This is a genomic window from Melioribacteraceae bacterium 4301-Me, from assembly GCA_041538185.1.
GTDB classification, from domain to species: Bacteria; Bacteroidota; Ignavibacteria; order Ignavibacteriales; family Melioribacteraceae; genus Pyranulibacter; species Pyranulibacter aquaticus.
Genome location: JBGORM010000002.1, coordinates 474,209 through 499,621, shown reverse-complemented (window position 1 = coordinate 499,621; position 25,413 = coordinate 474,209). Strand labels below are relative to the sequence as shown.

25 protein-coding genes are annotated in these 25,413 nt (G+C 31.6%); 4 read left to right on the top strand and 21 right to left on the bottom strand.

All coding sequences use genetic code 11. The features are described from left to right. Positions 1-29: 29 nt before the first annotated feature. Genes ABRY23_05590 through ABRY23_05575 form a run of 4 tightly spaced genes read left to right on the top strand, consistent with a single transcriptional unit; the run spans position 30 to position 3,818 of the window. Entirely contained in the window at positions 30-1,136 is a 1,107-nt protein-coding gene (locus tag ABRY23_05590; GenBank protein MFA3782522.1) for an ATP-grasp domain-containing protein, read from the top strand. Further along, complete coding sequence (locus ABRY23_05585) at positions 1,133-2,191, top strand: ATP-grasp domain-containing protein (protein ID MFA3782521.1); 1,059 nt, start codon at positions 1,133-1,135, stop codon at positions 2,189-2,191. The genes ABRY23_05590 and ABRY23_05585 overlap by 4 nt, the downstream gene beginning before the upstream one ends. Further along, on the top strand, positions 2,169-2,642 hold the full coding sequence (locus tag ABRY23_05580; protein MFA3782520.1) for an N-acetyltransferase family protein: 474 nt from the start codon (positions 2,169-2,171) through the stop codon (positions 2,640-2,642). Before ABRY23_05585 ends, ABRY23_05580 begins: the two co-directional genes overlap by 23 nt. A gap of 12 nt (positions 2,643-2,654) precedes the next feature. Continuing rightward, a complete protein-coding gene (locus tag ABRY23_05575; GenBank protein ID MFA3782519.1) occupies positions 2,655-3,818 on the top strand; it encodes a KamA family radical SAM protein in 1,164 nt (387 codons plus the stop codon). Positions 3,819-3,870: 52 nt separating this feature from the next. Here the strand turns inward: ABRY23_05575 and ABRY23_05570 are convergent, their stop codons facing one another. The 21 genes from ABRY23_05570 to ABRY23_05470 form a co-directional block, all read right to left on the bottom strand. Beyond that, positions 3,871-4,377 carry a thioredoxin family protein gene (locus tag ABRY23_05570; protein ID MFA3782518.1) on the bottom strand — a complete coding sequence of 169 codons (507 nt, stop codon included), beginning with the start codon at positions 4,375-4,377 and terminating at the stop codon, positions 3,871-3,873. Next, positions 4,374-5,273: an NAD(+)/NADH kinase gene (locus ABRY23_05565; protein MFA3782517.1), complete on the bottom strand. Its 900-nt coding sequence runs from the start codon at positions 5,271-5,273 to the stop codon at positions 4,374-4,376. The genes ABRY23_05570 and ABRY23_05565 overlap by 4 nt, the downstream gene beginning before the upstream one ends. Before the next feature lie 216 nt (positions 5,274-5,489). Next, positions 5,490-7,331, bottom strand: a complete 1,842-nt coding sequence (locus ABRY23_05560) for an ABC transporter ATP-binding protein (protein MFA3782516.1) — start codon at positions 7,329-7,331, stop codon at positions 5,490-5,492. A gap of 7 nt (positions 7,332-7,338) precedes the next feature. Beyond that, entirely contained in the window at positions 7,339-8,604 is a 1,266-nt protein-coding gene (locus ABRY23_05555; GenBank protein ID MFA3782515.1) for a hypothetical protein, read from the bottom strand. 54 nt (positions 8,605-8,658) lie between these two features. Further along, the gene (gene xerD / locus ABRY23_05550; GenBank protein MFA3782514.1) at positions 8,659-9,549 is read right to left on the bottom strand and encodes a site-specific tyrosine recombinase XerD; all 891 of its coding nucleotides are present in this window, start codon (positions 9,547-9,549) and stop codon (positions 8,659-8,661) included. A 22-nt stretch (positions 9,550-9,571) separates the two neighbouring features. Then, positions 9,572-11,773: an HD family phosphohydrolase gene (locus ABRY23_05545; GenBank protein ID MFA3782513.1), complete on the bottom strand. Its 2,202-nt coding sequence runs from the start codon at positions 11,771-11,773 to the stop codon at positions 9,572-9,574. 81 nt (positions 11,774-11,854) lie between these two features. Then, a complete protein-coding gene (locus tag ABRY23_05540; protein MFA3782512.1) occupies positions 11,855-12,214 on the bottom strand; it encodes an STAS domain-containing protein in 360 nt (119 codons plus the stop codon). A 71-nt stretch (positions 12,215-12,285) separates the two neighbouring features. After that, complete coding sequence (locus ABRY23_05535; protein ID MFA3782511.1) at positions 12,286-12,813, bottom strand: hypothetical protein; 528 nt, start codon at positions 12,811-12,813, stop codon at positions 12,286-12,288. Position 12,814: 1 nt separating this feature from the next. Continuing rightward, positions 12,815-14,836, bottom strand: coding sequence for an NAD-dependent DNA ligase LigA (ligA, locus tag ABRY23_05530; GenBank protein ID MFA3782510.1), 2,022 nt, complete (start codon positions 14,834-14,836; stop codon positions 12,815-12,817). 6 nt (positions 14,837-14,842) lie between these two features. Further along, entirely contained in the window at positions 14,843-15,694 is an 852-nt protein-coding gene (locus ABRY23_05525) for a helix-turn-helix domain-containing protein (protein ID MFA3782509.1), read from the bottom strand. Between the two features lie 8 nt (positions 15,695-15,702). Beyond that, complete coding sequence (gene rsmB, locus ABRY23_05520; GenBank protein ID MFA3782508.1) at positions 15,703-17,067, bottom strand: 16S rRNA (cytosine(967)-C(5))-methyltransferase RsmB; 1,365 nt, start codon at positions 17,065-17,067, stop codon at positions 15,703-15,705. A 137-nt stretch (positions 17,068-17,204) separates the two neighbouring features. Then, positions 17,205-17,414 carry a 50S ribosomal protein L31 gene (gene rpmE, locus ABRY23_05515; protein MFA3782507.1) on the bottom strand — a complete coding sequence of 70 codons (210 nt, stop codon included), beginning with the start codon at positions 17,412-17,414 and terminating at the stop codon, positions 17,205-17,207. A gap of 63 nt (positions 17,415-17,477) precedes the next feature. Beyond that, positions 17,478-18,179 (bottom strand): hypothetical protein, encoded by a 702-nt coding sequence (locus ABRY23_05510; protein ID MFA3782506.1) that lies wholly within the window; start codon positions 18,177-18,179, stop codon positions 17,478-17,480. Positions 18,180-18,184: 5 nt separating this feature from the next. Then, a complete protein-coding gene (locus ABRY23_05505; protein ID MFA3782505.1) occupies positions 18,185-18,775 on the bottom strand; it encodes an RNA polymerase sigma factor in 591 nt (196 codons plus the stop codon). A gap of 231 nt (positions 18,776-19,006) precedes the next feature. Beyond that, positions 19,007-20,023 carry a DNA polymerase III subunit delta gene (holA, locus tag ABRY23_05500; GenBank protein MFA3782504.1) on the bottom strand — a complete coding sequence of 339 codons (1,017 nt, stop codon included), beginning with the start codon at positions 20,021-20,023 and terminating at the stop codon, positions 19,007-19,009. A 120-nt stretch (positions 20,024-20,143) separates the two neighbouring features. Further along, positions 20,144-21,613: a sodium-dependent transporter gene (locus tag ABRY23_05495; protein ID MFA3782503.1), complete on the bottom strand. Its 1,470-nt coding sequence runs from the start codon at positions 21,611-21,613 to the stop codon at positions 20,144-20,146. A gap of 2 nt (positions 21,614-21,615) precedes the next feature. Then, positions 21,616-22,233 carry a peptidylprolyl isomerase gene (locus tag ABRY23_05490; GenBank protein MFA3782502.1) on the bottom strand — a complete coding sequence of 206 codons (618 nt, stop codon included), beginning with the start codon at positions 22,231-22,233 and terminating at the stop codon, positions 21,616-21,618. 8 nt (positions 22,234-22,241) lie between these two features. Next, positions 22,242-23,090 carry an undecaprenyl-diphosphatase UppP gene (uppP, locus tag ABRY23_05485; GenBank protein MFA3782501.1) on the bottom strand — a complete coding sequence of 283 codons (849 nt, stop codon included), beginning with the start codon at positions 23,088-23,090 and terminating at the stop codon, positions 22,242-22,244. Positions 23,091-23,100: 10 nt separating this feature from the next. Further along, entirely contained in the window at positions 23,101-23,742 is a 642-nt protein-coding gene (locus tag ABRY23_05480) for a hypothetical protein (GenBank protein ID MFA3782500.1), read from the bottom strand. After that, positions 23,739-24,818 (bottom strand): lysylphosphatidylglycerol synthase transmembrane domain-containing protein, encoded by a 1,080-nt coding sequence (locus ABRY23_05475; GenBank protein MFA3782499.1) that lies wholly within the window; start codon positions 24,816-24,818, stop codon positions 23,739-23,741. Before ABRY23_05475 ends, ABRY23_05480 begins: the two co-directional genes overlap by 4 nt. Next, positions 24,799-25,413, bottom strand: coding sequence for an outer membrane lipoprotein carrier protein LolA (locus ABRY23_05470; protein MFA3782498.1), 615 nt, complete (start codon positions 25,411-25,413; stop codon positions 24,799-24,801). The genes ABRY23_05475 and ABRY23_05470 overlap by 20 nt, the downstream gene beginning before the upstream one ends.

The window sequence follows — 25,413 nt, the reverse complement described above, 5'->3', positions numbered from 1 at the left end:
TTGTTGCATATAAATTTTAAAAAGTTATATTGCATGAAAAAATTTTTGAAGGTTTCTGTATTAGTTCCTTTATACTAAATAAAAAGTTGAAAGTTGCTCTTACATACAACTTAAAACCGGAAGAAGAAAATTCTTTCGAGTACGCAATGGTCTCGCCTCTCTCTAAAAACTCAACCACTTACAACGATACATTTGCAGAATGGGATACAATTGAAACTGTTAACTCAATAAAAAGTGCTTTGGAACTATTTCATAATGTAATAATGATTGAAGCAAACGAAGATGCATACGAAAAATTTAAAAAAGAACGCCCTGATATTGTTTTTAACTTTGCAGAATGTGCATACGGGATTAGCAGAGAAGGTCAAATTCCTGCTATGTTAGATATGCTTCGAATACCTTATACTGGTTCTGACCCGTTAACAATGATGACTTGCTTAGACAAAGCCAGAACTAAAGAAATTCTTTCATACTATGGTGTTCCAACAGCCAAGTTTATAACAGCAGAAAATTTAGCTGATATTGAAAACCACAATTTAGAATACCCCCTATTTATTAAACCTGTTGGAGAAGGTTCGGGAAAGGGAATCTTTAATAATTCTTTTATACAAAATAAAACAGAATTACAACAAAGACTCCAGCAATGCCTTCAGACTTATAACCAACCTTGTATAATTGAAGAATACCTACCCGGCAGAGAATTTACTGTTGCTATTTTAGGTAACGATTCAGAAACTGAAGTATTACCTATTATTGAGATTAATTTCAGCCAGTTACCAAGTGGCATCCTACCTGTCTATTCATTTGAAGCTAAATGGATTTATGACACCAGACAAAATCCTCTCGATATTTTTACATGCCCTGCAAACATTGAAAGTTCACTGCAAGAAAAAATTAAAGGCATTGCCTTGAAAACCTACAAAATTTTAAGATGTAAGGATTGGAGCAGAATTGATATTAGACTAGATTCAAAGGGAGAACCAAATATAATTGAGGTTAATCCTTTGCCAGGAGTATTACCTGACCCATCTGACAATTCTTGTTTTCCAAAAGCAGCTAGAGCTGCTGGCTTAAGCTATGAAGAAATGATAAATAAAGTATTAATTGCAGCGGCAAAACGGCATAAATTAATATGATAAACGAAACAAGAGTACTTGTTTGTTACAATGAACCTGTTCGTTATTACCAAAATTACTTGGGTAAGGAAGTAAATGACGTCGAAAGCAATGTAGATTTATCGGAGAGCGAGTTTTCTAAATTAATTACAACAATCGAACAAGCATTAAAAATGCATTTCATAGAAGTTAATTCCATAGCATTAGGTAGTAACGTTAAGATTAATGTACAGAATATTCTTTCCTACTCACCAGATATAATTCTCAATTGTGTGGAATCTATAGACGGCAAATCAAATTTTGAAAGCTATAACGCCGGCTTATTTGATATACTAGAAATACCTTACACTGGAAACAACTTAGCTTGCCTTGGAAATTGCTTAAACAAGTCAAGAACAAAATTAATCCTGAAATCCTACGGAATAAATACTCCAAATTTTTTAACAGTAACTTATTGTAACATTCCCAAAGAAAATGATATCAATATTAAGTACCCTGTAATAGTAAAATTGCTTAACGAAGACGCAAGTATTGGCATTTCAGAAAACTCTGTGATAAGTGATTATCGTACCTTAAAACAAAGATTGATTTATTTATTTGATTTATTTAAGCAGGATATAATTATTGAAGAATATATTGAGGGACGAGAATTAAATGTTGCTATTTTGGGTAATCAAGTACTCCCAATATCAGAAATCATTTTTGATGGACTGCCTGAAAACCTTCCCAGAATTGTAACTTACGAGGCTAAATGGTCTGAAAACAGTACTTATTTTAAACACACAAAGCCTATCTGCCCAGCAAAATTAGATGACAAGATAAAAAGCAAACTAGAGAAAATTGCAATTGAATCTTTTAACGCCATGGAATGCAGAGACTATGCTAGAATCGATATTCGACTTGATAAAAAAGGCATTCCTTATGTTATAGAGGTTAACCCCAATCCAGATATCTCACCAGATTCTGGTTTTGTGAGGTCGGCAGCAACAGCTGGGTATTCTTATGATAAATTGCTTTACACAATAATAATGTTAGCACTTAAGAGAATTAAGCATGATACGCAAGTTACAGTATAATGACAGAGAAGAAATATTAGATATAATTAAAAGGACAGAAAATTTTAACGAAGAGGAAAAGAAAGTAGCTGTGGAACTAATAGACGAAACATTAAATAAGTCCAGCGAAAATTATTACAACACTTTTGTTTACGTAGAATCGGATAAAGTTTTAGGCTATTACTGCATCGGCAAAAGGCCATTAACAGATGGAGTATATGATTTATACTGGATTGTTGTAGAACCCAGTTCAAGAAGCAGGGGAATTGGTAAAGCGTTACTATCGCACGCTGAAAAGTTTGTTAAAGAAAAAAACGGAAGATGGTTATTGGCAGAGACATCTTCCAAAGAAAGTTATTCATCAACGAGAACTTTTTATTTACGAAATAAATACTCTATAGTTGCCGAAATAAAAGATTTTTACACCAAAAATGACAATTTAATAGTATTTGGTAAATACATAATAACATAAAGGGTAAAACAAATGGAACTATGGCAACAAATGATCCGCGATAGCATTCACAGTGTCGACCAGCTTGTTGAAAAATTTGGGATCGACCGGAAAGTAGCGGAAGATTTAGATGAATTTTTTCAAGCACGAATCAACCCTTATTATCTCAGTCTCATTCGTTATCCGGGAGACCCTATTTGGAAACAATGCGTCCCAGATAAATTGGAACTTGAAGATATGGATGGGTTCGAGGACCCTCTAAAAGAGGATGAAATGAGCCCCGTGCCAAATATAACTCATCGATATCCAGACAGAGCTCTATTTCTAACTACTAGTCAATGCGGAATGTATTGTCGTTTTTGCACACGTAAAAGGAAAGTAGGTAACTCAGATAAAATTTCAATGAAAGAACTTGAATCCGCATTTAAGTACCTTGAACAGCATAAAGAAATCAGAGATGTTATTCTTTCCGGTGGTGACCCTCTAATGTTAACCGATGTAATGTTAGAAAAAATTCTTATTCGATTACGAAAAATAAAGCATATTGAAATTATTCGTCTTGGCACTAAAATGCCTTGTGTACTTCCTCATAGAATTACTCCAAAATTATGTGAAATGCTAAAAAAATATCACCCAATTTATGTTAACACTCATTTCAACCATCCATGGGAAATCACACCAGAAAGCACAAAAGCATGTACAATGTTAGCTGATGCTGGAATACCAATTGGTAATCAATCTGTTTTAATGAAGGGAGTTAATGATGACCCTGAAATCTTGAAAGAACTTTTCTTAAAGTTACTTAAAATACGAGTTAAACCATATTATTTATTTATGGCAGACGAAACCAAAGGAACCAATCATTTTAGGACTTCTATAGATAAGGCACTTGAAATAATGGACAAACTAAGGGGATACATCAGTGGTTTAGCTATTCCTCATTTAGTTATTGATACACCAGGAGGAGGCGGAAAGGTGCCAATACTGCCTCAATATGTTTTGCACAGAGACAGTGATAAAATTGTTTTACGTAATTATAAAAATGAGATTTACGTCTACAGGGATGTGAAAGATGATAAGGTCAACAATATTCCAATTGAAATATCTGACAAGAAAAATGGTGGTTCGAAGAAACCAAAAAATTACAAGAACATTACAACTGTTAAAATTCCAGAATACGAAACTGTAGAAAATTAAAAAAATAGTTAAGGCTGCTAAAACGATAATCCTAAATTAGCAGCCTCTTTTTTTATTTTGTTATAATTGCGGAAATGTCTTTCTCTAAGGATTCTTTCGGTGATTCTACAATTCTTCCAACTTCTGTCGCGCCATTATAAAAAATAAAATCTGGGACTTTCTCAATATTTAACTTATCTATCTCTCGATCCAATGCTTTCTTATTTCTATCTACAGCGATCATTTTTATTTTTTCTTGGGGGAATTTTAAATAATCAAGAATTTTAAAAAATCTCGGCACCTCTCTCCTGCTATCTGAACACCAAGTTCCCATTACAATAACAATATTGTAAGCGTTTAATTTATCTATAACTTTTTCAAGAGAAGCTGAATCAACATTATAATTTTTATATTCAGCATCAAACCACCACGCATAGTTTGTATCGGCAAAAGCTTCTCTGTTAATTAATCCTATCAACATTGGATTTCCAGATTTTTCATCAAGCTTTGTCACGCATTTTTCTTGCGCGTTTATATTTACTGCGAAAATTAAAAAAAAGATGGATAACATTTTTTTCATGTTACACTCGACTTTTTGTTGTTTATTGTTCTTAAATCCAAACCCCAATAAAGTTTATTTCTTAAAATTTGGAAATAATCTGTTTTAGCTGAATGTACAAGTCTAACTGGCTTTTCACTTCTTTTTATAGAAACAGTTAACGGAGAATCGAAGTAGCTAACTCTTTGTCCATCTAAACTAATTCTAATCTTATCAATTGGTGATTTTACAAAAAGTAAAACATTTTGGCGGCTTGATAGAACCAATGGACGTATAGTAAGTGTATGAGGTGCGATAGGGCTCAAAGTAATAGCATCAGCTTTTGGGCTAACAATTGGACCTCCGGTAGACAGCGAGTAGCCTGTAGAACCTGTTGGAGTTGCCACAATAATTCCATCGGCAGAGAATGTAGCAACATAGTTTTCATCGACTTTAATTGTTATTTCAATCATTTTCGACCACTGTCCTTTGTCAATTACAATATCATTAATTGCAAAAAGTTCTTCTTTGCTTCCGTTGCATACTGCAGCAAGTGCCATCCTTTCATCAATTACATAATTATTTGACTTTACTTCTTTTACAAACTGACTAAAGCTTTCCAAATCAAATTCTGCAAGAAATCCAAGCTTACCAATATTTACACCTAACATTGGTGTGCTATAATTCCACACTTCATAAGCTGTATGAAGCATCGTTCCATCACCCCCTACAGAAACAACCATGTCGCTGTACTTTATGACGTTTTTGCTTTTTTCATACTGCGAGTCTTTAAGAATTTGACTGAACTGGCCTCGAAATTTCAGCATCGAATCACAAATAACATAATCAAGATTTTCAGCTTTAAGGAGAGTTACAATTCGTTCTATTACATTCACAATATTTTCTTTATCAATGTTAGGTATTATACCTATCTTCATTTATTTCCCATTTTAAAAATTCTAAAGCAATACTTTGTTAGTTACACTATTTAACAGAAACTCTTTACAAAAATATACATTTTCAGAAAAAGATGAGGAAGCAATAAAATGTTAGCATCAGATATCGTTTATTTTAGACAAAAAATTCATTAATGAAAATTTTACGTTTAATTCTATATTTTGCTTAATTAATCACTTTTTGCCATATCTCACAAATTAATCTCTAAATTGAAGCTCATATAGCCGTTTGTAAATACCAAACTGATCTTTTAGCAAGTCTTCATGTTTTCCATCCTGAACGATTTTACCTTTATCAAGAACTAAAATTCTATCGGCATTTCGGATTGTGCTAAGTCGATGAGCAATAACAAAAGTAGTACGTTCTTTCATTAATCTCTCAATTGCCTCTTGAACTAAGACTTCAGATTCATTATCTAATGAAGAAGTAGCCTCATCAAGAATCATTATGGGTGGGTTTTTTAATAAAGCTCTAGCAATTGAAATTCTTTGTCTTTGTCCACCCGATAGTTTAGTACCTTTTTCACCAATAATAGTATCGTATTTATTAGGTAGTTCCATTATAAAATTATGTGCATTGGCTGCTTTAGCAGCCTCAATAATTTTTTCAAGTGGGTAATCTTTGTAACCATATGCAATATTATCTCTAACAGATTCGTTAAAAAGAATAGTTTCTTGTGTTACAATTCCCATTAAAGCTCTTAGGCTATCAATTTCGATTTTTCTTATATCAATATTGTCTATAGTAATGTTTCCTTCCGTAGGGTCATAAAAACGAGGTATGAGATCTACTAAGGTAGTCTTTCCAGCGCCACTACTTCCTACCAATGCAATAATTTCTCCTTTACGCACCTTAAAATTAACTTTGTCGAGCACCAACTCATCCGAATCATCGTAATGAAAAGAAACATTGTTGAACTTAATTTCTTCATTAAAGTTTTTAATGATAACAGGGTTTTCTATATTTTTAACCATAGGCTCAGTGTCTAATATCTCAAATATTCTATCTGCAGCAGCACTTGATTCTTGAATTCTATTATTGACACTGCTAAGTTCTTTAATAGGCGGCATCATTTGAAATATGGCAAATAAAAATCCAAGAAATTCGCCGGCAGAAAGTGATTTATCAATTAAGACTAACCTGGAGCCAAAATAAATTATTGCTATACCTGCAAGAACACTTAAAAATTCGGTTAAAGGGGCTGCTGTGTTTCTTATTCTTACAATTTTAAGCGTAAGCCGAAAGAATTTCTCGGTCTGTTCTCTAAATTTAGAATTTTCATAGCTCTCCATTCCAAATGCTTTAACTATCTTAACACCTGTAATCGTTTCATGCAGTACAGTTGTAATATCAGCCATTTTTTTCTGAAGTAGTCCACTTTGTTTTCGTAACTTAATGCCAATCCAACTTATTATCCCAATTGAAAATGGAAAAACAAAGATAGAAAACAAAGTTAACTTCCAGCTTATTGATATGGCTATACCTAAAAAAACAATAATATTTAAGGGCTCCCTAAGCAAATTAAGAAAAACTGCTGATATGCTGGTCTGTACCATATTAACATCATTTGTAATTCTTGAAATCAGGTTGCCAGTTTTTTCACTTTTAAAAAAACTCATGGGTAACTTGTGAAGGTGTTGATAAGCATCGTTTCTTAAGTCTTTTACAACTCCTTGCTCAACGTAAGACAAGAAATAAGATTGCAAATAGCCAAAAATATTTTTACCAAGAAAAGCTATTAAGATCAAAATACAAATACGCATTAATATTTCAGTTACGCTACCTGTAAAGATAAGATGCTTAAACCATATCGAAATACTTCTTGTTATCGAATCAATCCAATTGGCAGACGACACAATATTAGTTGACTTCTGTACAGTTTCTACGCCCGTCTGTTGGAATAGAGTATCAAGCAAAGGAATGGATAGATAAACTGATGCACCATTAAGAATAGAGTATAAAAAAGTGAATATTACCGAAAGGGTAAGATGCTTCCAATAAGGTCTAACATATTTTAATGTTCTTTTATAACTGTTCATTTTTTCACTAAAATAGAATATTATTTAGCCCAACACCACTTTTCAATTTAATTTCATTTATCAAATGGTCTTTTACAAAATTATAGACAACAATTTTCGATTCATGTTCGTTTCTTTGATCAAATAAAACCAAGTTACCATTTATCAAGTAGTTTTTATATTTGTAGCCTTTAAAGTAACGCACAATTTTCTTCTCAACTACGTTATAAATAATAAATTCTAATGCCCTTTTAATGCCATTGTTATTACCTCTTGACCTTTTATCTTGTAGCATAATAAATAAATAATTTCCATTTTCAGTCCAATCAGAATTAAAAAGGTTATACTTAGATTTTATTATTTCGTAGCGTAAATTTAACTGCACATCGTACAAATAAAATGTATTCTTTGAATTTGTCTGCTCATAATTAAGATTATACCTTGAATTAGGCGAGATTAAGTTAGGTACAATTTGCGGGGGATAAGGAAATCCATCTTTCAATAAATTATATTTTCTTTCTATTTGATAAAGCTTTTTCCCGCTGTCATTAAAAGCAATTATTTTTTGAATTAGGATATTGGTATGAATTGAATCTAAAACTGTAAAATTAACCTTAAAAGTATCTGGCGTTTCCCAATAAGTGTACAATTGCAGCCCTTGTCCGAGAAAATCAATTTCTTTAATATCGCCTGTCAGCCTCCGATAAATAAAAATTCTTGCATCAAGAATATATGGGAAACCGCCTTGCCAGCCCATTCCCATTGCAGTAGAAATAAAACACAGTTCAAAGTTTTTCGTCATATTAAGATTTATAACTTTTCTTCCCCACTTGCTCCAGACTAAGTAATACTTGTTACTTAACAAACTATAATTATAAACAGACGGTCTATTTTCAAAATTTGCAACAAAAGGGATATTAGAATACAGGTCGAATATTACAGAATCATTTTTAACAATTTTATAATCTGAAATTAGGGAATCTTCAAATAGTTCATAAGCATGTTTACCAGCAGAATAATTATCATTAAAATTTCCAATAAAAACAGCGTATTTGTTGTCAGATTGTTTTTTTATAATGAGTGTGTCTTCAAGCTTATTTTTCAGATTATAAACAACAGAATCGGCAGCTTTTTTGTTGAAATCAGAAGTCAATAATATTGAATAAAAAAATGTTTTTCTTAATGTATCACTGCTCAATTGGGATTTTTCATAAGAAGATTTACTTTCTTTTCTACAAGAAAAGGTTAAAACAGCGATTAATACAAGCAATAAGATATATCCTTTACTATTCATCACTCAAAGATAATAATTATGATTTGAAGAAGAATATTTCATATTCATAAAAAACTAGCCTCTTGGATGATGTTCCTTATGAACTTGCTTTACATAGTTTCTGTCAACATTGGTGTATATTTGAGTAGTTGAAATATCTACATGACCAAGCATTTCTTGCACTGCTCTTAAGTCAGCACCACCCTCCAATAAATGAGTTGCAAAACTGTGTCGAAAGATATGAGGGTGAACCTTTTTCTCTAAGCCAGCCAGTTGAGCATACTTGGCAACAATTTTCCAAATTGCCATACGTGTTAGTTTCGAGCCTTTGCTGTTGAGAAACAAATAATTTTTACTATGATTTTTTTTTTCAATTAAAGGTCTCGATTCAACGAGATATTTTTTAATCCATTCAACAGCACTTCTACCAATAGGGACGATTCTTTGTTTAGATCCTTTTCCAAACACTCTTATAACATCTTCATTAAAAAATAAATCAGTAATTTTTATGTTGATAAGTTCTGAAACTCGCAATCCACAAGAGTATAATAGTTCAAGTATAGCTTTATCACGCAAGCCAAGTTTATTATTTACTTCTGGTGCATTCAAGATTTTTTCTATTTCAGGAAAAGTCAAAACTAATGGCAGCTTTCTTGATTTAGTAGAAGAGTTTAAGCTTTCAGTTGGGTTTTTTTTTATATATTTGCTTTTAAACAAATACTTAAAAAAACCTTTAAGTGATGAAAGATAGCGTGCCATAGATGAGCCGCTAATACCACGTTCACGCTGTAAATGAAAATATTGTGCAATCAAGTTGGAATCGATATCGTTCAAATCGGTTATATTGTTTTTCTCTGCAAAACTCAAAAATTTTTTTATATCAGATGAATAGGAATTAACAGTATTATCGGAAAGATTTTTTTCAATTCTTATTAAAGTAAGGTACTCATTAATGAATTGTTCCATCAGTTAGATTCTCATTGTATTTTCATGTAGAGTCATTTTTATTTTCAATCTCTGCTTGATTTGGGTATCTAATTCTTTTATGATGTTGTCCAATTAAAATACTTAGAAATGACTCCTTAATTTTTTTAATATCCCTAAAAGTAAGCGGTGAATCGTCTAGTTGTCCTTCGTTAAGTCTATTATTTATTATATTATTAATAACATTTTCAACTTTTTGAGAGTCGGCATCGTTCATAGACCTCACAGTGGACTCACAAGCATCGGCAAGCATTACAAGAGCTGTCTCCTTTGTATTTGGTTTTGGACCTTTATAGCTGTAATAATTAACATCGACATTATTTTCACCATATAATTTTTTTGCTTTTTCATAAAAGAAAGAAATAACAATTGTACCATGATGCATTGGGATAAAATCTATAATTTCTTGAGGTAAGTTATACTGTTTAGCTAACGTGACACCTTTTTCAACATGTTCTAAAATAATCTGTACACTTTCTTCAGGGGATAAATTGTCATGAATATTTTTATTATCTAACTGATTTTCTACAAAACCAGATGGATTTAATATTTTGCCAATATCGTGGTAATAAGCTCCAACCCTTGCCAAAGTAGGATTTGCACCAATTGCTTCGGCTGCACTTTCAACAAGAGTTCCCATTGTCATAGAGTGCGTAAACGTACCTGGGGCTGACCGAGCAAGTTCTCTTAATAATGGACTATTAAGATCAGTAAGCTCCAAAAGAGTTAGATCTGTAGTAATACCAAAAAATTTTTCAATAAAAATAATAAACCCATAAGTAAAAACCGGGCTCAGCAATGCGCTAGCAGTAGCAAAAGCAGAGCTTACAAGCATATTTTGAATCGAATCAAATCTCTCCAGTCCAAATGAAATTATTCCAATAACATAGCCAATTAGTATAAAAGAAAATGACCTAAATATTTGTGTTCTATTTTTTATATCTCTTACAGTATAAGCAGCGAGGGCTCCAGCAAATATATTCATAACTGAAAAGACATAATCGTTGCCTCGCAGACCACCACACACAAGGGCAACTACTATCGTACCATAAAATCCTACTCTTGAATCAAAAATTATCGTCAAAAGCATTGAGGCTACAGGAACAAGTACAAAAAATTCAACCGGTGCTTTCACATTTAACTGTAAAATGATATACGTCAAAAAACTTATAAATAAAATAATCATTGAGATTAATAACAGCTTAAAATTATCCAAGAAAATTTTCTTACGGAATAAATATATGTATATAATATAGAGACTTAATATGATTAGAATATGAAAATATTTGCCTATACTTTGTGCAAATCTTCCCCAAAAACCTATTTCTTCTCCCTTAGCTACACGGTAAGAATCAATCTTTTGTTTTATTTCTGGCGTTATTCTATCGTGCTTTGCTACTATGCGTTCGTTCTGATTTACAATCCCAATGTTCTTAGATACTTTATCCATAGCACTACGAACTGCCAAGTCGGTTAATTTAGAATCGTAAATAACATTGGGTTTTAGAAAGTTATCTAGATATTCAGTTATTGCATTTACCACTTTCTCATTGTTACCAAAATAATTTCTTATGTAAAGGTCTATAAAATCCCTTAAAGAATTACTATCAAGATAAACCCGTTTGGGAACAACTCTTTCAAATTTACCATCTCTTAAAGCAATACTATCTTTTTTTATTTGATTGTATGTTTGGTCAATATAACCGCGTTGATAAACTTTTTTTATTATGTCTTCTATAAAGCCAATAACCTCGTTAAAAGACATCTTCCCTTTTGTAACGAAAAGATTTTCTTTTTTTCTTAGCTGCAAGAAATATAAAAACGAGTCTTTACTTAAGAAGGTAGAATTAGCCTCGTCATTATTCTTAAGTTTTATACTTTCATCAAGCTTTCTTATTAAGACTTTGTTAAAATTTTTGACTGAGTCCAATGTAGTATCCAGTGCATCTTTATGTAAGACAAATATTTGATAAACCTTAGAGGCAGCTTCTTGTCTTTCCTTATTGTAAGTCTCAGGGTCCTTTAATATTTCAAAGGTCTTAGATGCAATAAGGTCGTCATGAATCCAAATTGAACCAACACTTACATCGGATTCAATAGACTCCCCCATTGGAAACATAAGAACAATTAAGCTAACAAGTAAAAAAAGAATAAGTAATTTTATACTTAAGCTCGACTTCAATTTAGGTTTTTTATTTTCAACCATAGAGATGATTTTATTTTATTTACTGCATGGAAAAAGTTATAACTTTAGTAGGCAATATAAGGTTTTATTTAAAAAATTGGTTTATATTGATTTAAGTTCCTCAACTGCTTCATTTACATTAGTGCGTATAGGCAAAACCCTATCTAATTGAGAAATTTCAATGAGAGTTTTTACATTTTTTGTGGGTGATGCAAGTCTAATATGGCCATCATTGGATTGTAAAATTCTGAAGGCTAATAAAATAGCACTTAAACCAGAACTATCGCAATAGTCAACTTCCGATAGGTCAAAGACTAATTTTTTTACATCTTCTGTGTGAAGCAAAATTGTCAATTCTCCTTTAACAAAACCGGCTATAGATGAATCAAATTTTTTTTCATTCAATTTAAAAACAGTTATATCACCTGTCTTTTTTATCTCATAATTAATGCTTTCACTCATTTAATTCCCTTATTTTATTTAATTCTATTACAAATCTAAGAATTAGGCTTATTTTTGCAAATATAATAATATCAAAACATTTGTAAAGAATTTAACATTTTTTTGTAACAAACCTCAGCCTCTAATTCTTGATTGGTCAATATCAGATTATAATAAAAGTCGGCATCTTTTTTCATAAATCCTATTTTTAGTTTTGCAGCAACTATACAAGAGACAGCTGTTAAAAAAACATCTTCATCTCTATTTAAGTCAATTAAAACATCATATTTGTCCACTTTTAATCTTTCAATTAATTTTTTCCCTGGCAAATAAAATTTATTCATTTCCACAGGCAGATAAGATATATATTTATATTTTTCTTTTTCAGGTATCAAATTATAACGGTGAGCTGCCAGAAAAATTGTTACTCGTTTTTTATGCAACAGATAATATCTAAGAATGAATAAGGAATGGTAAAAGTCATTATCATTTTTAGGCAAAACAATAAAAATATCTTTTGCAGTTGAAACAATATTATTAAAATAAATTGGGCCGGTCTTTAATAAATACTTTTTTTTTATTAAAAAATATGCAAGCTTAGTCTTAATTTTATTTAGCATTCTATTTATTACTTAGCATTTTAAGAAATTCTTCTTCAGAAAGTATGGTTACATTAAGTTTTTGTGCTTTATCCAACTTAGAGCCAGGGTTTTCTCCAACAACAACATAGTTAGTATTTTTGCTAACAGTACTTGTAACATTGCCGCCTAAGGAAATAATTTTATCCTTAGCCTCGTCTCTGGTCATGCTGGAAAGAGTGCCTGTTAAAACGAAAGTTTTGCCGGCAAATTTGTATAAAGTTTTTTTGGGTTTCTCCATTTCAAACTTTAAGCCTGCTTGTCGAAGCTTTTCAATTTCATCTCTGTTTTTCTTTTCAGAAAAATATCTAATTATACTTTTGCTAATACTTGGACCAATCTCATGGATTGATTCAATTTCTTCTTCAGTTGCTTTCATCAAAGCGTCAATAGATAAAAAGTGCTCAGCAATTTTCTTTGCTGCACCAGCACCCACATATCTGATACCTAAAGCGAACAATACCTTTTCAAAGCTTTTTTCTTTACTTTTTTCTATTGCGTTGATAAGGTTATCGACACTTTTTTCACCAAGTCGCTCAATGTTAATCAACTCAGCGCGTCTGTTTTTCAAATTATATATATCTGAATAAGAATGTAAAAAGTTCATATCTACAAACAAATTAATTAATGCTTCTCCCAAGCCTTCAATATCCATAGCCCCGCGTGAAGCAAAATGCAACAGGCGGCCACGAATTTGTGCTGGGCATAAATTATTTTCGCAATAAATAGCAACTTCTCCCTCAGGTCTATATAATTTTGAGCCGCAGACAGGACAAAATTTAGGTGGAAGCAGTTCTTTAGAATCTTTACTTCTTTTTGAAATTATCACAGATACAACTTTAGGAATTACATCACCACCTTTCTCAATTAAAACAGTATCGCCTTCTCTAATGTCTTTGCGTTTTATTTCATCAAAATTATGAAGAGTAGCTCTGCTTATAGTTGAGCCAGCTAAAAATACTGGTTCCAATTCGGCTACAGGTGTTAATGTACCAAGTCGACCAACCTGCCAAATAACTTTTTTAAGTTTTGTTGTTATTTGCTTGGCTTTGAACTTAAAAGCTACTGCCCATCTTGGCGATTTAGCTATAGTACCTAAAACTTTTTGTTGAGCTAAAGAATTTACTTTAATCACAACGCCATCTATTTCGTAAGGCAAATCATCTCTTTTTTCTTCCCATGCTTTACAAAACTCAATTACCTCTTTCATGTTACTACATAATTTATAGTTTTTATTCACAGGAAAACCTAACTTTTCCATTAGTTGTAAATTTTCGTATTGAGAATTTGATTTTAACTCATCTGAAAAAAGATAATATAGAAAAATTTTTAGTGGTCTTTTGGCAACTATCTTAGGGTCCTGTAATTTAATTGTTCCTGCAGTTGAATTTCTTGGATTTGCAAATGTTCGTTCACCGAGCAATTCACGTTCTTGATTTAATTTATTGAAAGCTTCAATTTCCATATATATTTCACCTCTAACTTCAAAATTAGAGAGATTGTAAGCACTCAATATTTTTTTATTGATTGAGAGTGGAACAGATTTAATTGTCTTTACATTAGGAGTAATATCTTCACCAGTTATTCCATCTCCTCTTGTAGCAGCCACTGCAAGTTTTCCATCGTTATATATTAAACTAACAGAAACTCCATCAATCTTCAGTTCACAAACATATTCTATCTTTTCTGATGCAGGCAAACCTTCTTTAACTCTCCTGTCAAAGTCATAAAGCTCATCTTCATTGTAAGTATTAGCAAGACTCAACATTGGGGTAGTATGCTGAACAGGTTTAAATTCTTTTGTTAAGTCAGAACCAACTCGTTGAGTTGGGGAATCCGGCGTAATTAAATGAGGATGGGCTTTTTCCAAATCAATTAATTCTTGCATTAATTTATCATATTCAAAATCACTTATGGTGGGCTGAGCAAGAACATGATAGTTATAATCATGTTGACGGATAATTTCTCTTAATTCTTCAATGCGTTCTTCAACTGTTTTGTTCATAGAAGATTACAAATTATTAGGTAAAAATTTGAGACCTTGTCTGTCAATAGTTACTGTTTTAACCTCACCAGGTTTACCTAACGATTGGAGTTGTTCACCATTGAGTTGAATATCTACCCCGCCAGCATTGCCAACTACCAGCCTATATTTTCTAAGTGCTTTAATTTTAATCGAATTATTAGGTGGAAGTAGATATTCGCGTGTAGTTGTATCGGCAGTAATTTTTATCCAAACAGAATCTTTAGTTTTAATAAACAAAGACAAGCTGTCTAATGGTGACTTAGAAGAATTCTGAATATTAGCATTAGCAGCGCTTTCGATGTTCGCCTGTTCTTTGAGTAGCTGGTCGTATGGCTTTTCTTCTGTAATTTTATTTGAACCATGATTAGAAAAAAAGTATATCACAAAAAATAAAATTACAACCAGACCTGTTAAAAAATAAGGCAAGTTTTTTTTTGTATGGAGTGCTCTCTTAACTAAATTAATATTAACCGCAAACTTTTCTTTTATTTTTAACAAAAAATCAGTTCCATGAAAAATATCTTTAATAGCAATATCACCTTTGGTTTTTTCATGTTCATTATTTTCTTCAGTTGAGAATTTACTAATAGACCCGCTCATAGCTTTATCATACTTAGCAATTACCTCATTTGGGTTAAGTTCTAATACTTCAGCATACTCTTTAATAAATGCCCGCATATATACTTGAGGCAGTATATCAAAGTTAGCTTCTTCTATAGCTTCAAGAAATTTTGGATCTATTTTTGTTTTGATGGATATTTGCTGAAGTGATATCTTTTTTTCTTCTCTAATTGCTTTTAGTTCTTTTGCAAAATTATCTAATAGTTCTGATAACATTTTTATATTCAATTTTCTTTTATAATCTTAGCAGCAAATATGCCATCCACTGAGTGTAAATGCGGCATAGTTTGAATAAAGCCATGTGAATCTACTAACTCTTTTTCAAGGAGATTAGAAGCATCGATTAATTTAAAGTTCTTGTTCTTAGTCAAAAATCTCTCAATAATTTCATGCGTCTCTTCTGGTTCAAATGAGTTTACCGTATAAACAAGTGTACCATTTTTCTTTAAATAGTTTGCACCTTTTTCGAGTAGTCGATATTGAATACTTGATATTTTTCTTACATCAATTAAATCTTGTTTCCATTTAAGGTCAGGTTTCTTTGCCAATGTACCAAATCCAGTAGAGGGCGCATCAATAATAACCGAATCGAAATCATACTCTGTAAAATTATCTACGTCTGCTATTACCATTCTAACATTGCTTACGCCAAGTCTTTCTAAATTTCTTTTTTGAATTTTCATTCTGCTTTCAAATTTATCTAACAGTACAATTTCACCTTCATTATTCATCATATTTGCTATGTTTACCGTTTTACATTCTGATGGTGAACACAAATTTAATATCTTTTGATTCGGCTTAGGGTTTAATAAAAGCACAGGTAAAATATTGCTTTCATCTTGAATTGTAAAAAATCCTTTAGCGTAATATTCCCAAGCGGTGATGTTAGTAAGATTGGTCAACTTAAAAAAATTTTTAGAGAATTTACCTTCATTATACTTTAAATCAACTTTTTGTAACAGACTTTTAAGCTCTTCATCGTTAGTCTTAATAGTATTAACACATAACGTCATAGTTGGTTTATTGTTATTGGAAACTAAAAGTTTTTCTGTTTCTTCCTTACCAAATCTGTTTATCCATCTTTTTACAAGCCAAGACGGGTGAGAATAATAAGCACTAAAATATGCAATAATATCTTCTTCTGGATTAGGATAACGGATTGATTCTTTATTACGGGAAATATTTCGTAATATTATGCCGGTTAACTCAGCTGATTTTTGGCCTTGCAACTTTCTTACAAATTCAACTGCATCGTTAATTGCATCAATATCATTAATTTTATCGATAAAAAGAATTTGATAAAGAGCTACTCGTAAAGCATTTTTCACGTTTGGTATGCATTTAGAAAACTGCCCCTTAAAAAAACCATTAAGTATCCAATCTATTCTACCCAACCATCTAACAACACCATGAACAATTTCAAATAGCAGTGCTTTTTCTGAGCCACACAATTCAGAATTTTTTATTTCTATTTCAAGTAATTTGTCAAGATAAGCATCTGTTCTATCTACCCTATTCAAGAGTTTAATAGCAATTCCTCTTACGCCTTGATATAGATTTAGGCTTTTTTGCTCGGTTACTGCTTCCATATTTAACTATTTTATTCCAACAAAAAAATATTTGCCATACAAAGTAAAAAAAATATCATTGACAGGAAATTCACAATAGGATTCGTTTAAAATAAAAAAGGCTGCATAGGAATGCAGCCCCAAAGGGAATTTTTTCTTTAAGATTGGGTTTTTAATCCGTATCTTTTATTAAATCTCTCAACTCTACCGGTTGAGTCTACTATTTTTTGTTTGCCTGTAAAAAAGGGGTGGCACTCTGAGCAAATTTCAAGTTTAATGCTGCTTACAGTTGACCTTGTTACAAAATGGTTACCACAAACACACGTTACTTCACATGTTTTGTATGCGGGATGAATACCTTTTTTCATAATTTCCTACTTTTTTTATCAAATTAGGGTTCAAATATAGCTGATATTAATCAAAAAACAAAATTATCGTTCTTTTAAATTATTATCCTTTTTCCTCAAAGAATTTACTTTTTTAGCTAAGTTAATAGAGTCAATCATTGCTCTATATTTTTGAAGTACTTTTGGGTCAGGTTCTTCCCTTACAAAAAAACCTCCAAAATCATAATTATCATTTTCGCTGCTAACAAGATTTCCACCGGTAATAGTCTTTTCAGACTTTGCTTGTCCTGATATGTATTCGTCAAGATTTATAGTTTTATCGGAATTAAGGGGAACATTATTTTTTTCAACAGAAACCACTACGTCATTCGGTTTAACTACGAAAGGGCATTTAGAGCTTTGGGGTGGCAGTATTGTTTTATTAGTATAAGTGTTATTTCCTTTAATTTTAGATTGACCCACAGAAGCTACTTGGCTGTTGTTTTGAATATTATTTTCTATAAGCTTAGGTTCTATCATTAAAGGATTTTCAGCCTCAGGTTGAGGAGTTATCAAAACAAAGAACAAAACAGCCGATACAATTATTATAGCAGCAGTTGGTGCAAAGAATTTAATTAAACTAAATTGTCTGTCTTTATACTTTTGGTAGTCAAGTTCGTTGTTACGAATTTTAATCATCAGCTTAAGTTCAAAATCTGCAGGAGCTTTTATTTGAGGCAAACTTTTCAGTTGAGAAATTATACTTGAGTATTTTGCTTCACTATCGTTGTAATTTTTAATTCCCATAGGCGTTACTCTTTATATATTTTTTCCAAAAGTTTTTGCAAATGTGTTCTCCCCCTATTAATTCTTGATTTAACAGTACCTAAAGATAACCCACTAATTTCGGCTATTTCCTCATAAGAAAGACCTTGAATATCTCTCAATATAACTACCTCTCTATAAACAGGTTTAACTTTCATTAAAGCCCTTTGAATAATTTCTCCTTTAATTTGACTATCGGCAACCCTATCTGGTGCAAAAAAAGTTTTATCTTCGACTTGTATTGTCCTATCTTCTTCATCGTTATTAAGAGAAAATATTGTTCTGCGTTTTCTTCTTTTCAACTCATTTTTAGCAAGGTTGCCGGCTATAGTATAAATCCACGTTGAAAATTTTGCAAAAGAACGGTATGAATCTTTATTTAGATAAAACTTTATCATTGTATCTTGTACAATATCTGTGCAGACATCTCGGTCACCAACAAACCTAAAGACAAAATTCATCAGCGGGTCTTTATAGCGTTTAACCAAAATCTCATATGCCTCAATAGTATCGTTATCCTGAAACTCTTTAATTAATTCCTCATCAGTTAAAGATTCAAGTTGCTTATTTTGTGTCAATTATACTCTCTCTTTTCTTAAAAAGTTTCACAAATCTAATTACTGTATTTATTAATTATCTAAAATAGCTGTATAAATTAGTATCAAAAAATGTAAATCCACCTCCTACAATTTAATTTCACCAATAAGTGATTTACACTACATTATTTTTGAAAAACAATTTTGGCTGTAATCAAGCTTTTTAGAATTATAATATAAAAATAAAACCACATTGAGTAAATTTCCCATGTCTTATTCTTTTATCATATTAGAAATAAGCATTGAAATAATAGTTTTCACATCTACAGACATTGTTTTAACCATTGCATCAGCTTCTAATAAAGCCATTGATGCGTTGAGCAAATGTTTATCTGATAAAAAATACTTGGCTTTTTTACAATTAACGTAATAAGCCCAACTGACCCCTATCTTTTTTGATGCTTCATTATCATTTACATTTTGGGAAATCATTTCTGTTGATTGAGCTACTGTAGCTATAAATTTTGTAAGCATTGCCAAGATGTACGTTATTTCATTTCCGTTATCTAAAAGATTATAAGCAATATCCAAGGCTTTTAGTTTATCTCCTTTCCCAAGTGCGTCTTGAAGATCAAAAATGGAAAACTCTTTAGTATAGGAAGCTAAATTTTGTATTATTTCTAATGTAATTTCATCTCCCTCGTTAAGGAAGTTATAAATTTTTTTTAGTTGCATTTCTATCAAAAATTTATCATTACCAACTATATCAATAAGCATTTTAGCATTTTCGTTACTAATGGTAATTTTATTTTCTTTTGCTTTTTCAGCAATCCATATTGAAAGGTCATCTTCATCTGGTTTTTTTGCTTCAAAGATAAAGTTAAACTTATTTAACGTGTTAAACGGTTCTTTAGAAACGTCAGTAATTTTATCATAATATGCTATTACGAGAATAGTAAATTCTGGGGGTTGCTTAAGATAATTTATTAACAATTTTTTATCTGTTGTTTTTTCAAAATTCTTTATAATAATTAATCTTTTCTTACCGCCAAAAGGAAATGTGTAGGCGTTGTCTAAAATTTCGCTTAAGCTTTTTCCTCCCTTTTCTATGCTTATTATCTCTTTATCAAACTCGGAAGCAATTAAAGGCTGCACCGCCTCAAGTACCATTTTAACTGCATTATCAATGGAATAAAAATCTTCCCCGAAGAAAAAAAATACAGGCTGTAATTTCTTTTTTGTTAAACAATTAGGCAGTTCATTAACACTTTGAATCTTAGGTTTAGACATATTTTTATCAATCGTTAGCTTGTTTCTCGTTTTCTTTTTTTACTGCTTTATACAAGAAAAAAGTAAAACCTCCCCATACAACACTCAACACAACGACCATATTAATTACGACGTAAAAGCTCAATTGCTTGCCCGCTGTATTTGTCTTGTAATTTTTTCGTTTAAAATAATTAATACAATCAATACTATTCCCCATTGAAAAATACACGTAGCCGCATTTTCAATATGAAAAGGATTCCACCATTCACTATCCCATGTAATAGAAGAAATTAGCCACCAAAAAATTAATATTATTGCCTCTATTGGAATAACAAATTTAATTAAGAAGTTGTACCAGCTGCCTACTTTTACATCGCTGCCAATACCATTAATTATCTCATCTCTAAACTTATCCACGCCAAACTTATTAACAGCAAAAGCCATAAATGCACCGCTAATCAGTAAACCGACACCCCAAACCCAATCTTGGTTTAAAAAAATTTTTAAGCTAAGAGAGGTTGGAAGACCGAATAAAAACCCCGCTATACCAACTATCATAACTGCCTTTTTTCTTATTAAACCAAAATCAATTAAAGTTCGCGTAGCAAGTTCTATCATTGAAATTAATGATGAAATAGCGGCAAAAGAAAGCGCCAGAAAGAATAAGAAAGCAAACATTGAGTTAACGAAATAACTATTTGAAAATTTTGAAAACAGAATTGGAAGATAAATAAAAGTAATTCCTGTATTTGCAGGACCTGATTGCATAATTTGTTCAATGGCGTTATTACTGCTTAATGCAAAAACAGTAGAAAAAATAATTATACCTGCCATCAAGGATACAGAATTATTTCCAAAACCAATTAATGCTGCATTTAAAGGGATATCTTCTTTTTGCCGCATGTAAGTTGCATAAGTTAAAATCAAGCCCCAGCCAGCGCCGGTATCCCATGCATTTTGTGTTAATGCACTTAGCCAAACTTTATAATCAGTAATATATTTTAATTGCGGTGTAAAAAAGAATTTAATACCTTCAAAAGAATTTGGCAAAGTTAACGCACGAAATAAAAGGACAAATAAGATTACAAGCAAAGTAATAACTAAGAATTTACTTGTTCTTTCTATACCTTTAACTACACCAAAATAAACTACTCCAGAACCCAACAGCATAGAGATAAAATGGAAAAACATTGGCCAATAACTGGAAGAAAATTCATTCCAATTCTGAAGCTGGTCGCTCACATTAAATAAATTTCCAGTGAATGCAGAAATCATGTATTTGATACACCAACCAGTCACAACAGAATAATAGAACATTATAGCTATAGTTACAAACGCCACAAAGCCGCCCATCCATGTGAACTTACTGCCTGCAGTTTTTGTAAATGCTCCTACTGGGGCATATCTTGTTAATTTACCTATTGCGAACTCTGTTATTATTAAAGGTACTGACCAAATTAGAAGAAAAATAACCCATGGAATAAGAAATGATCCTCCCCCATTTTGAGCAACTATCCGCGAAAATCTCCAAATATTACCAGTGCCTACAGCAATCCCCAAAGTTGCTAAAATTAAACCCCACCGTGAAGTAAAAAACTCAGGATCTTTCATTTTTATTTTCTTTTAACTACTTCAATTGAGTCAATTACCACAGGCTCTATTGGTCTATCCATAGGTCCCGTTTTAACTTTACTAATAGCAAAAACCACATCCATGCCTTTAACTACTCTGCCAAAAATTGTATGCTTACCATTTAACCAAGGTGTAGGAACAACAGTAATGAAAAATTGGCTCGTGTTAGTATTTGGTCCACTATTAGCCATTGAAACAACACCTGGTGAATCGTGTTTCAACGATGAATTAAATTCATCTTGAAACTCGCCGCCATAGATACTTTCCCCCCCTTCACCAGTGCCTGTAGGGTCGCCTGTTTGTATCATAAAGTCTTTTATTACTCTATGAAAAGTTACACCGTTATAATACTTTCTTAACGACAGTCCAACAAAGTTTTTAACTGTAACAGGAGTAAGTTTTGGGTAAAGTTCAATTTCAAAATTTCCCATTGTAGTGTAGACTGTTGCAATAAGTTTCTCACCATTTTTCGTATCCATTAATTCATTCAATTTGTCCTCGCTGCTATTATTAATTTTTTGTTCGCCTTCGTTTCGTTTATTATTACAACCTGAGGTAATAATAAACAAAAAAATCAATAATACAGAAACAAATTTCATGTTTCCTCCTATTTAGTAATTACACCAAATAATATTAGGGCAAGAATTAGCAATCCAATTGTAATTCTGTAATAAACAAAAACGTAAGTCGTATGTTTACGTAAATATTTCAATAAAAACTCAATAGAAAGGTAACCAACGGCAGCCGAAATAATTGTAGCCAATATGAGATTAATTGTTATTGAAGAGTCTATAAATTTAAGTGACTCGTAAAGTTCTAACAATCCACTTCCTAAAACAGCCGGAAGACTCAACAAAAAAGAAAATTTAGCAGCAGTTTCTCTTTCAAATCCAAGAAGCAAAGCCGCTGTTATTGTGGTACCCGATCTTGACGAGCCTGGAATTAAAGCAAGGCATTGGGCTATACCTATTAAAAGTGCATCGTACCACTTAATATTTTCTATCTTTTTATTAAAAGAGGATATTTTTTCAGCTGCTGCTAAAAATATTGCAAGCACAATTAAACTCGAAGAAATTACAAAAAGATTTTTTGTAATTGCACCCTCGATGATGTTTTTAAATCCTAAGCCCACAATTACAACTGGAATTGTTCCAATAATTAAATACCAGCCTAATTTAGAATTTATGTTTTGTTCTGCAAAACTTTTTCTTTTAATTAAACTTTGCCAGATAAAATCTTTTACAATGCTAATAAGGTCATTCCAAAAATAAACAAAAACGGCAATCATTGTACCAAGCTGAATAACAGCAATAAATGCAGTCCATTGCTCAGGATGAGTATCTGAAATTAATTTCATTAATTTGCCAGCTAAAGTTAAGTGGCCTGTACTGCTGATTGGCAAGAACTCAGTAAGTCCTTGTATTACTCCCAAAAAAATTGACTCAATTATATTCAAAAACTACTCCTTAAAAAGTAAGTGAAATTCCAAGTTTTAATCCTACTGAAATAGAATTAAGATTAAGATTTTCTCCGTTAACGTTGTTATGTATTTTACCATTCGAATAGGAAGGCTCACCTACTAAATCATATCTCGCATCAACACCGATAACTGCATAAAAATTAGTACTCAAGGCAGTATGCCCTTCAGCCTTAAGAAGAAATCCCAGTCCCGTTGAATTATAGTTAGTTTGAGTAACAATTTTTTCGGTTAAAGAAGCAAATCTAGGGCCCGCACCCACACCAAATTTAAATTTATACCCTTTACCATAAATAACATAATAACCAAGTAATGAGGGTCGATGAACATTGTAAGAAATTTCATAAATACCTGCTACGCCTACGGGAGTATTATAAGAATCAATTAATAAGTTATATTCAAGTCCAATCTGGAATTTATCAGGCAAATAATAATCTACTTCAGACAAAAACATTACTGAACTTTTAAAGGTTGATATTTGATTATCTGCCGGTGCAAAATTCTCGTTCACATAATCACGGTAAGAAGAAACATTATTGAAATCTAAACCCATTCCAAAACTTAAATCTATTTGAGCTGTTGTTGTAATAGCTGTTGCAAATATCAATATAATCATAAATAGTTTTTTCATTTCTCATCCATATTTAATCTAAACACAGAAAGAAAATTTTCTTTTGGTATACCTTTCTTAAAGTTCCTTCTATTGACTACGTATAGTAAAAGCAACGATGAAACAATAAAAGAAACATAAGAAATAAAGTGTGTTAATATTGCATATGCACCGCTTTCCGTGTAGTTAAAATTATATAGCTGCGTTAGTACAAAAATTGTAATCAGATGATACGAGCCCGTTGCACCCGGAGTAGGTATCACAACTCCAAAAGCACTTATTGTCATTAATACCCAAGCCATTCCAAATGTAATAGTATATGTATTCTCTAATTCTAAAATATAAAAACCGATATAAGCATTTAATGCGTAAAGCAGCATAATAATTACAGAGTAAACTAAAATCAGTAAATAACTTTTAATTCCTTTAATACTACTAAAACCTTCTAAGAGCGTTGTGAAGGTCTTAGCTAAAAAGTCAGCCATTTTATGTGAAAACCTCCCAACAAATTTAACGATAGCATTATAGAAACTTTCTTTCTTCACAATTAATAAATAAATAAGAGCAATAAAAACAGCCATTACGCTGAAAGCAACAATTAGTGATGCTTTCAACCAAATAACCTCATTTAACAAGTCGCCTGAATAAATATATATACTTACTACACATGAAAATCCGAGTGCCAACATATCAATAATTCTTTCTACAACAACAGTTGCGAACATTGACGTTCTGGATAACTTTTCCCATCTGCCTAAAAAAAAACCTCTATAAACCTCGCCAAGACGGGAAGCAACACAACCTACACCGTAGCCAATCATTACCGCACTAAAAAGATTGAGCAAAGATGTTTCTTTTTTAATGGAATTAATAATTATTTTCCATCTAATTGCTCTAATAAAATGAGAAAAAAAGAAAATAAAAATAAAAACCAAAAGCCAAGGAAGTGATGTATTAGTTATTAGCCAGATTGACTTTTTCAAGTCAACATTTTGAAATGCAAGCAGCAAAAAGAAAATTGTAAAGACCAGCGGTAAAATAAATCCTAAAATTTTCTTTACAGAACGAGTATTTATTTTATCTAAGATCAATAACACGTACTCCTTTAGGGGGGGTGAAAACAAAATCCATATTTGATAAGTCTTTATTCAGTTCTATGTTGCTCAATTCGAAAATAAATGTACTTCCACTTAAATCACTGATTTCTAATTTATTAATTAAATAATCTTGAGTAACCCATATCTTTACATCCTTAAAAGGAGCGTCTTCGTCTTTTGGGGTTAACATTAAGACTGTAAAAGCAGGATTCTTATCAGAATTTTTTTCCAATGTAACATTGCAGATTGAAGGATAGTCATAAATTATTCGATCAATAGATAAAGAAGTCGGCTCATCAGTAATTGAGCTTATTATAACTTGTTTGCTCTTTTTGTTGTAATTCCACACGGTATTGCCGTCACTAACAATAACTTGATTATTAAATTCAATGATAAACTTATTTTTTTGCGAGTAATAAAATTTACCTTTAGCATTTACTTCGAAGTTGTTTTGTCCTTTAATTTTTTGCTGGAAAGATGCGGAAAAAGTTTTAATGTTGGAATATTTCTGTTGAAGTTTAGTTAGAATAGATTTACCAGACTGGGGGAATAAAAGTGTCGAAATGAAAAAAAGGATTAAGCTTCGAATTATCAT

Excerpts from the sequence above, each read along its gene's own strand:
- ABRY23_05565 (MFA3782517.1), bottom strand. The coding sequence starts at position 5,273 with ATGAAGATAGGTATAATACCTAACATTGATAAAGAAAATATTGTGAAT.
- ABRY23_05480 (MFA3782500.1), bottom strand. The coding sequence starts at position 23,742 with ATGAAAAAACTATTTATGATTATATTGATATTTGCAACAGCTATTACA.
- ABRY23_05580 (MFA3782520.1), top strand. The coding sequence starts at position 2,169 with ATGATACGCAAGTTACAGTATAATGACAGAGAAGAAATATTAGATATA.
- ABRY23_05510 (MFA3782506.1), bottom strand. The coding sequence starts at position 18,179 with ATGGGAATTAAAAATTACAACGATAGTGAAGCAAAATACTCAAGTATA.
- ABRY23_05470 (MFA3782498.1), bottom strand. The coding sequence starts at position 25,413 with ATGATAATTCGAAGCTTAATCCTTTTTTTCATTTCGACACTTTTATTC.
- ABRY23_05525 (MFA3782509.1), bottom strand. The coding sequence starts at position 15,694 with ATGTTATCAGAACTATTAGATAATTTTGCAAAAGAACTAAAAGCAATT.
- ABRY23_05540 (MFA3782512.1), bottom strand. The coding sequence starts at position 12,214 with ATGAGTGAAAGCATTAATTATGAGATAAAAAAGACAGGTGATATAACT.
- holA (MFA3782504.1), bottom strand. The coding sequence starts at position 20,023 with ATGTCTAAACCTAAGATTCAAAGTGTTAATGAACTGCCTAATTGTTTA.
- ABRY23_05495 (MFA3782503.1), bottom strand. The coding sequence starts at position 21,613 with ATGAAAGATCCTGAGTTTTTTACTTCACGGTGGGGTTTAATTTTAGCA.
- ABRY23_05535 (MFA3782511.1), bottom strand. The coding sequence starts at position 12,813 with ATGCTAAATAAAATTAAGACTAAGCTTGCATATTTTTTAATAAAAAAA.
- ABRY23_05555 (MFA3782515.1), bottom strand. The coding sequence starts at position 8,604 with ATGAATAGTAAAGGATATATCTTATTGCTTGTATTAATCGCTGTTTTA.
- xerD (MFA3782514.1), bottom strand. The coding sequence starts at position 9,549 with ATGGAACAATTCATTAATGAGTACCTTACTTTAATAAGAATTGAAAAA.
- ABRY23_05575 (MFA3782519.1), top strand. The coding sequence starts at position 2,655 with ATGGAACTATGGCAACAAATGATCCGCGATAGCATTCACAGTGTCGAC.
- ABRY23_05560 (MFA3782516.1), bottom strand. The coding sequence starts at position 7,331 with ATGAACAGTTATAAAAGAACATTAAAATATGTTAGACCTTATTGGAAG.
- rsmB (MFA3782508.1), bottom strand. The coding sequence starts at position 17,067 with ATGGAAGCAGTAACCGAGCAAAAAAGCCTAAATCTATATCAAGGCGTA.
- rpmE (MFA3782507.1), bottom strand. The coding sequence starts at position 17,414 with ATGAAAAAAGGTATTCATCCCGCATACAAAACATGTGAAGTAACGTGT.
- ABRY23_05570 (MFA3782518.1), bottom strand. The coding sequence starts at position 4,377 with ATGAAAAAAATGTTATCCATCTTTTTTTTAATTTTCGCAGTAAATATA.
- ABRY23_05490 (MFA3782502.1), bottom strand. The coding sequence starts at position 22,233 with ATGAAATTTGTTTCTGTATTATTGATTTTTTTGTTTATTATTACCTCA.
- ABRY23_05585 (MFA3782521.1), top strand. The coding sequence starts at position 1,133 with ATGATAAACGAAACAAGAGTACTTGTTTGTTACAATGAACCTGTTCGT.
- ABRY23_05545 (MFA3782513.1), bottom strand. The coding sequence starts at position 11,773 with ATGGTTGAAAATAAAAAACCTAAATTGAAGTCGAGCTTAAGTATAAAA.
- ligA (MFA3782510.1), bottom strand. The coding sequence starts at position 14,836 with ATGAACAAAACAGTTGAAGAACGCATTGAAGAATTAAGAGAAATTATC.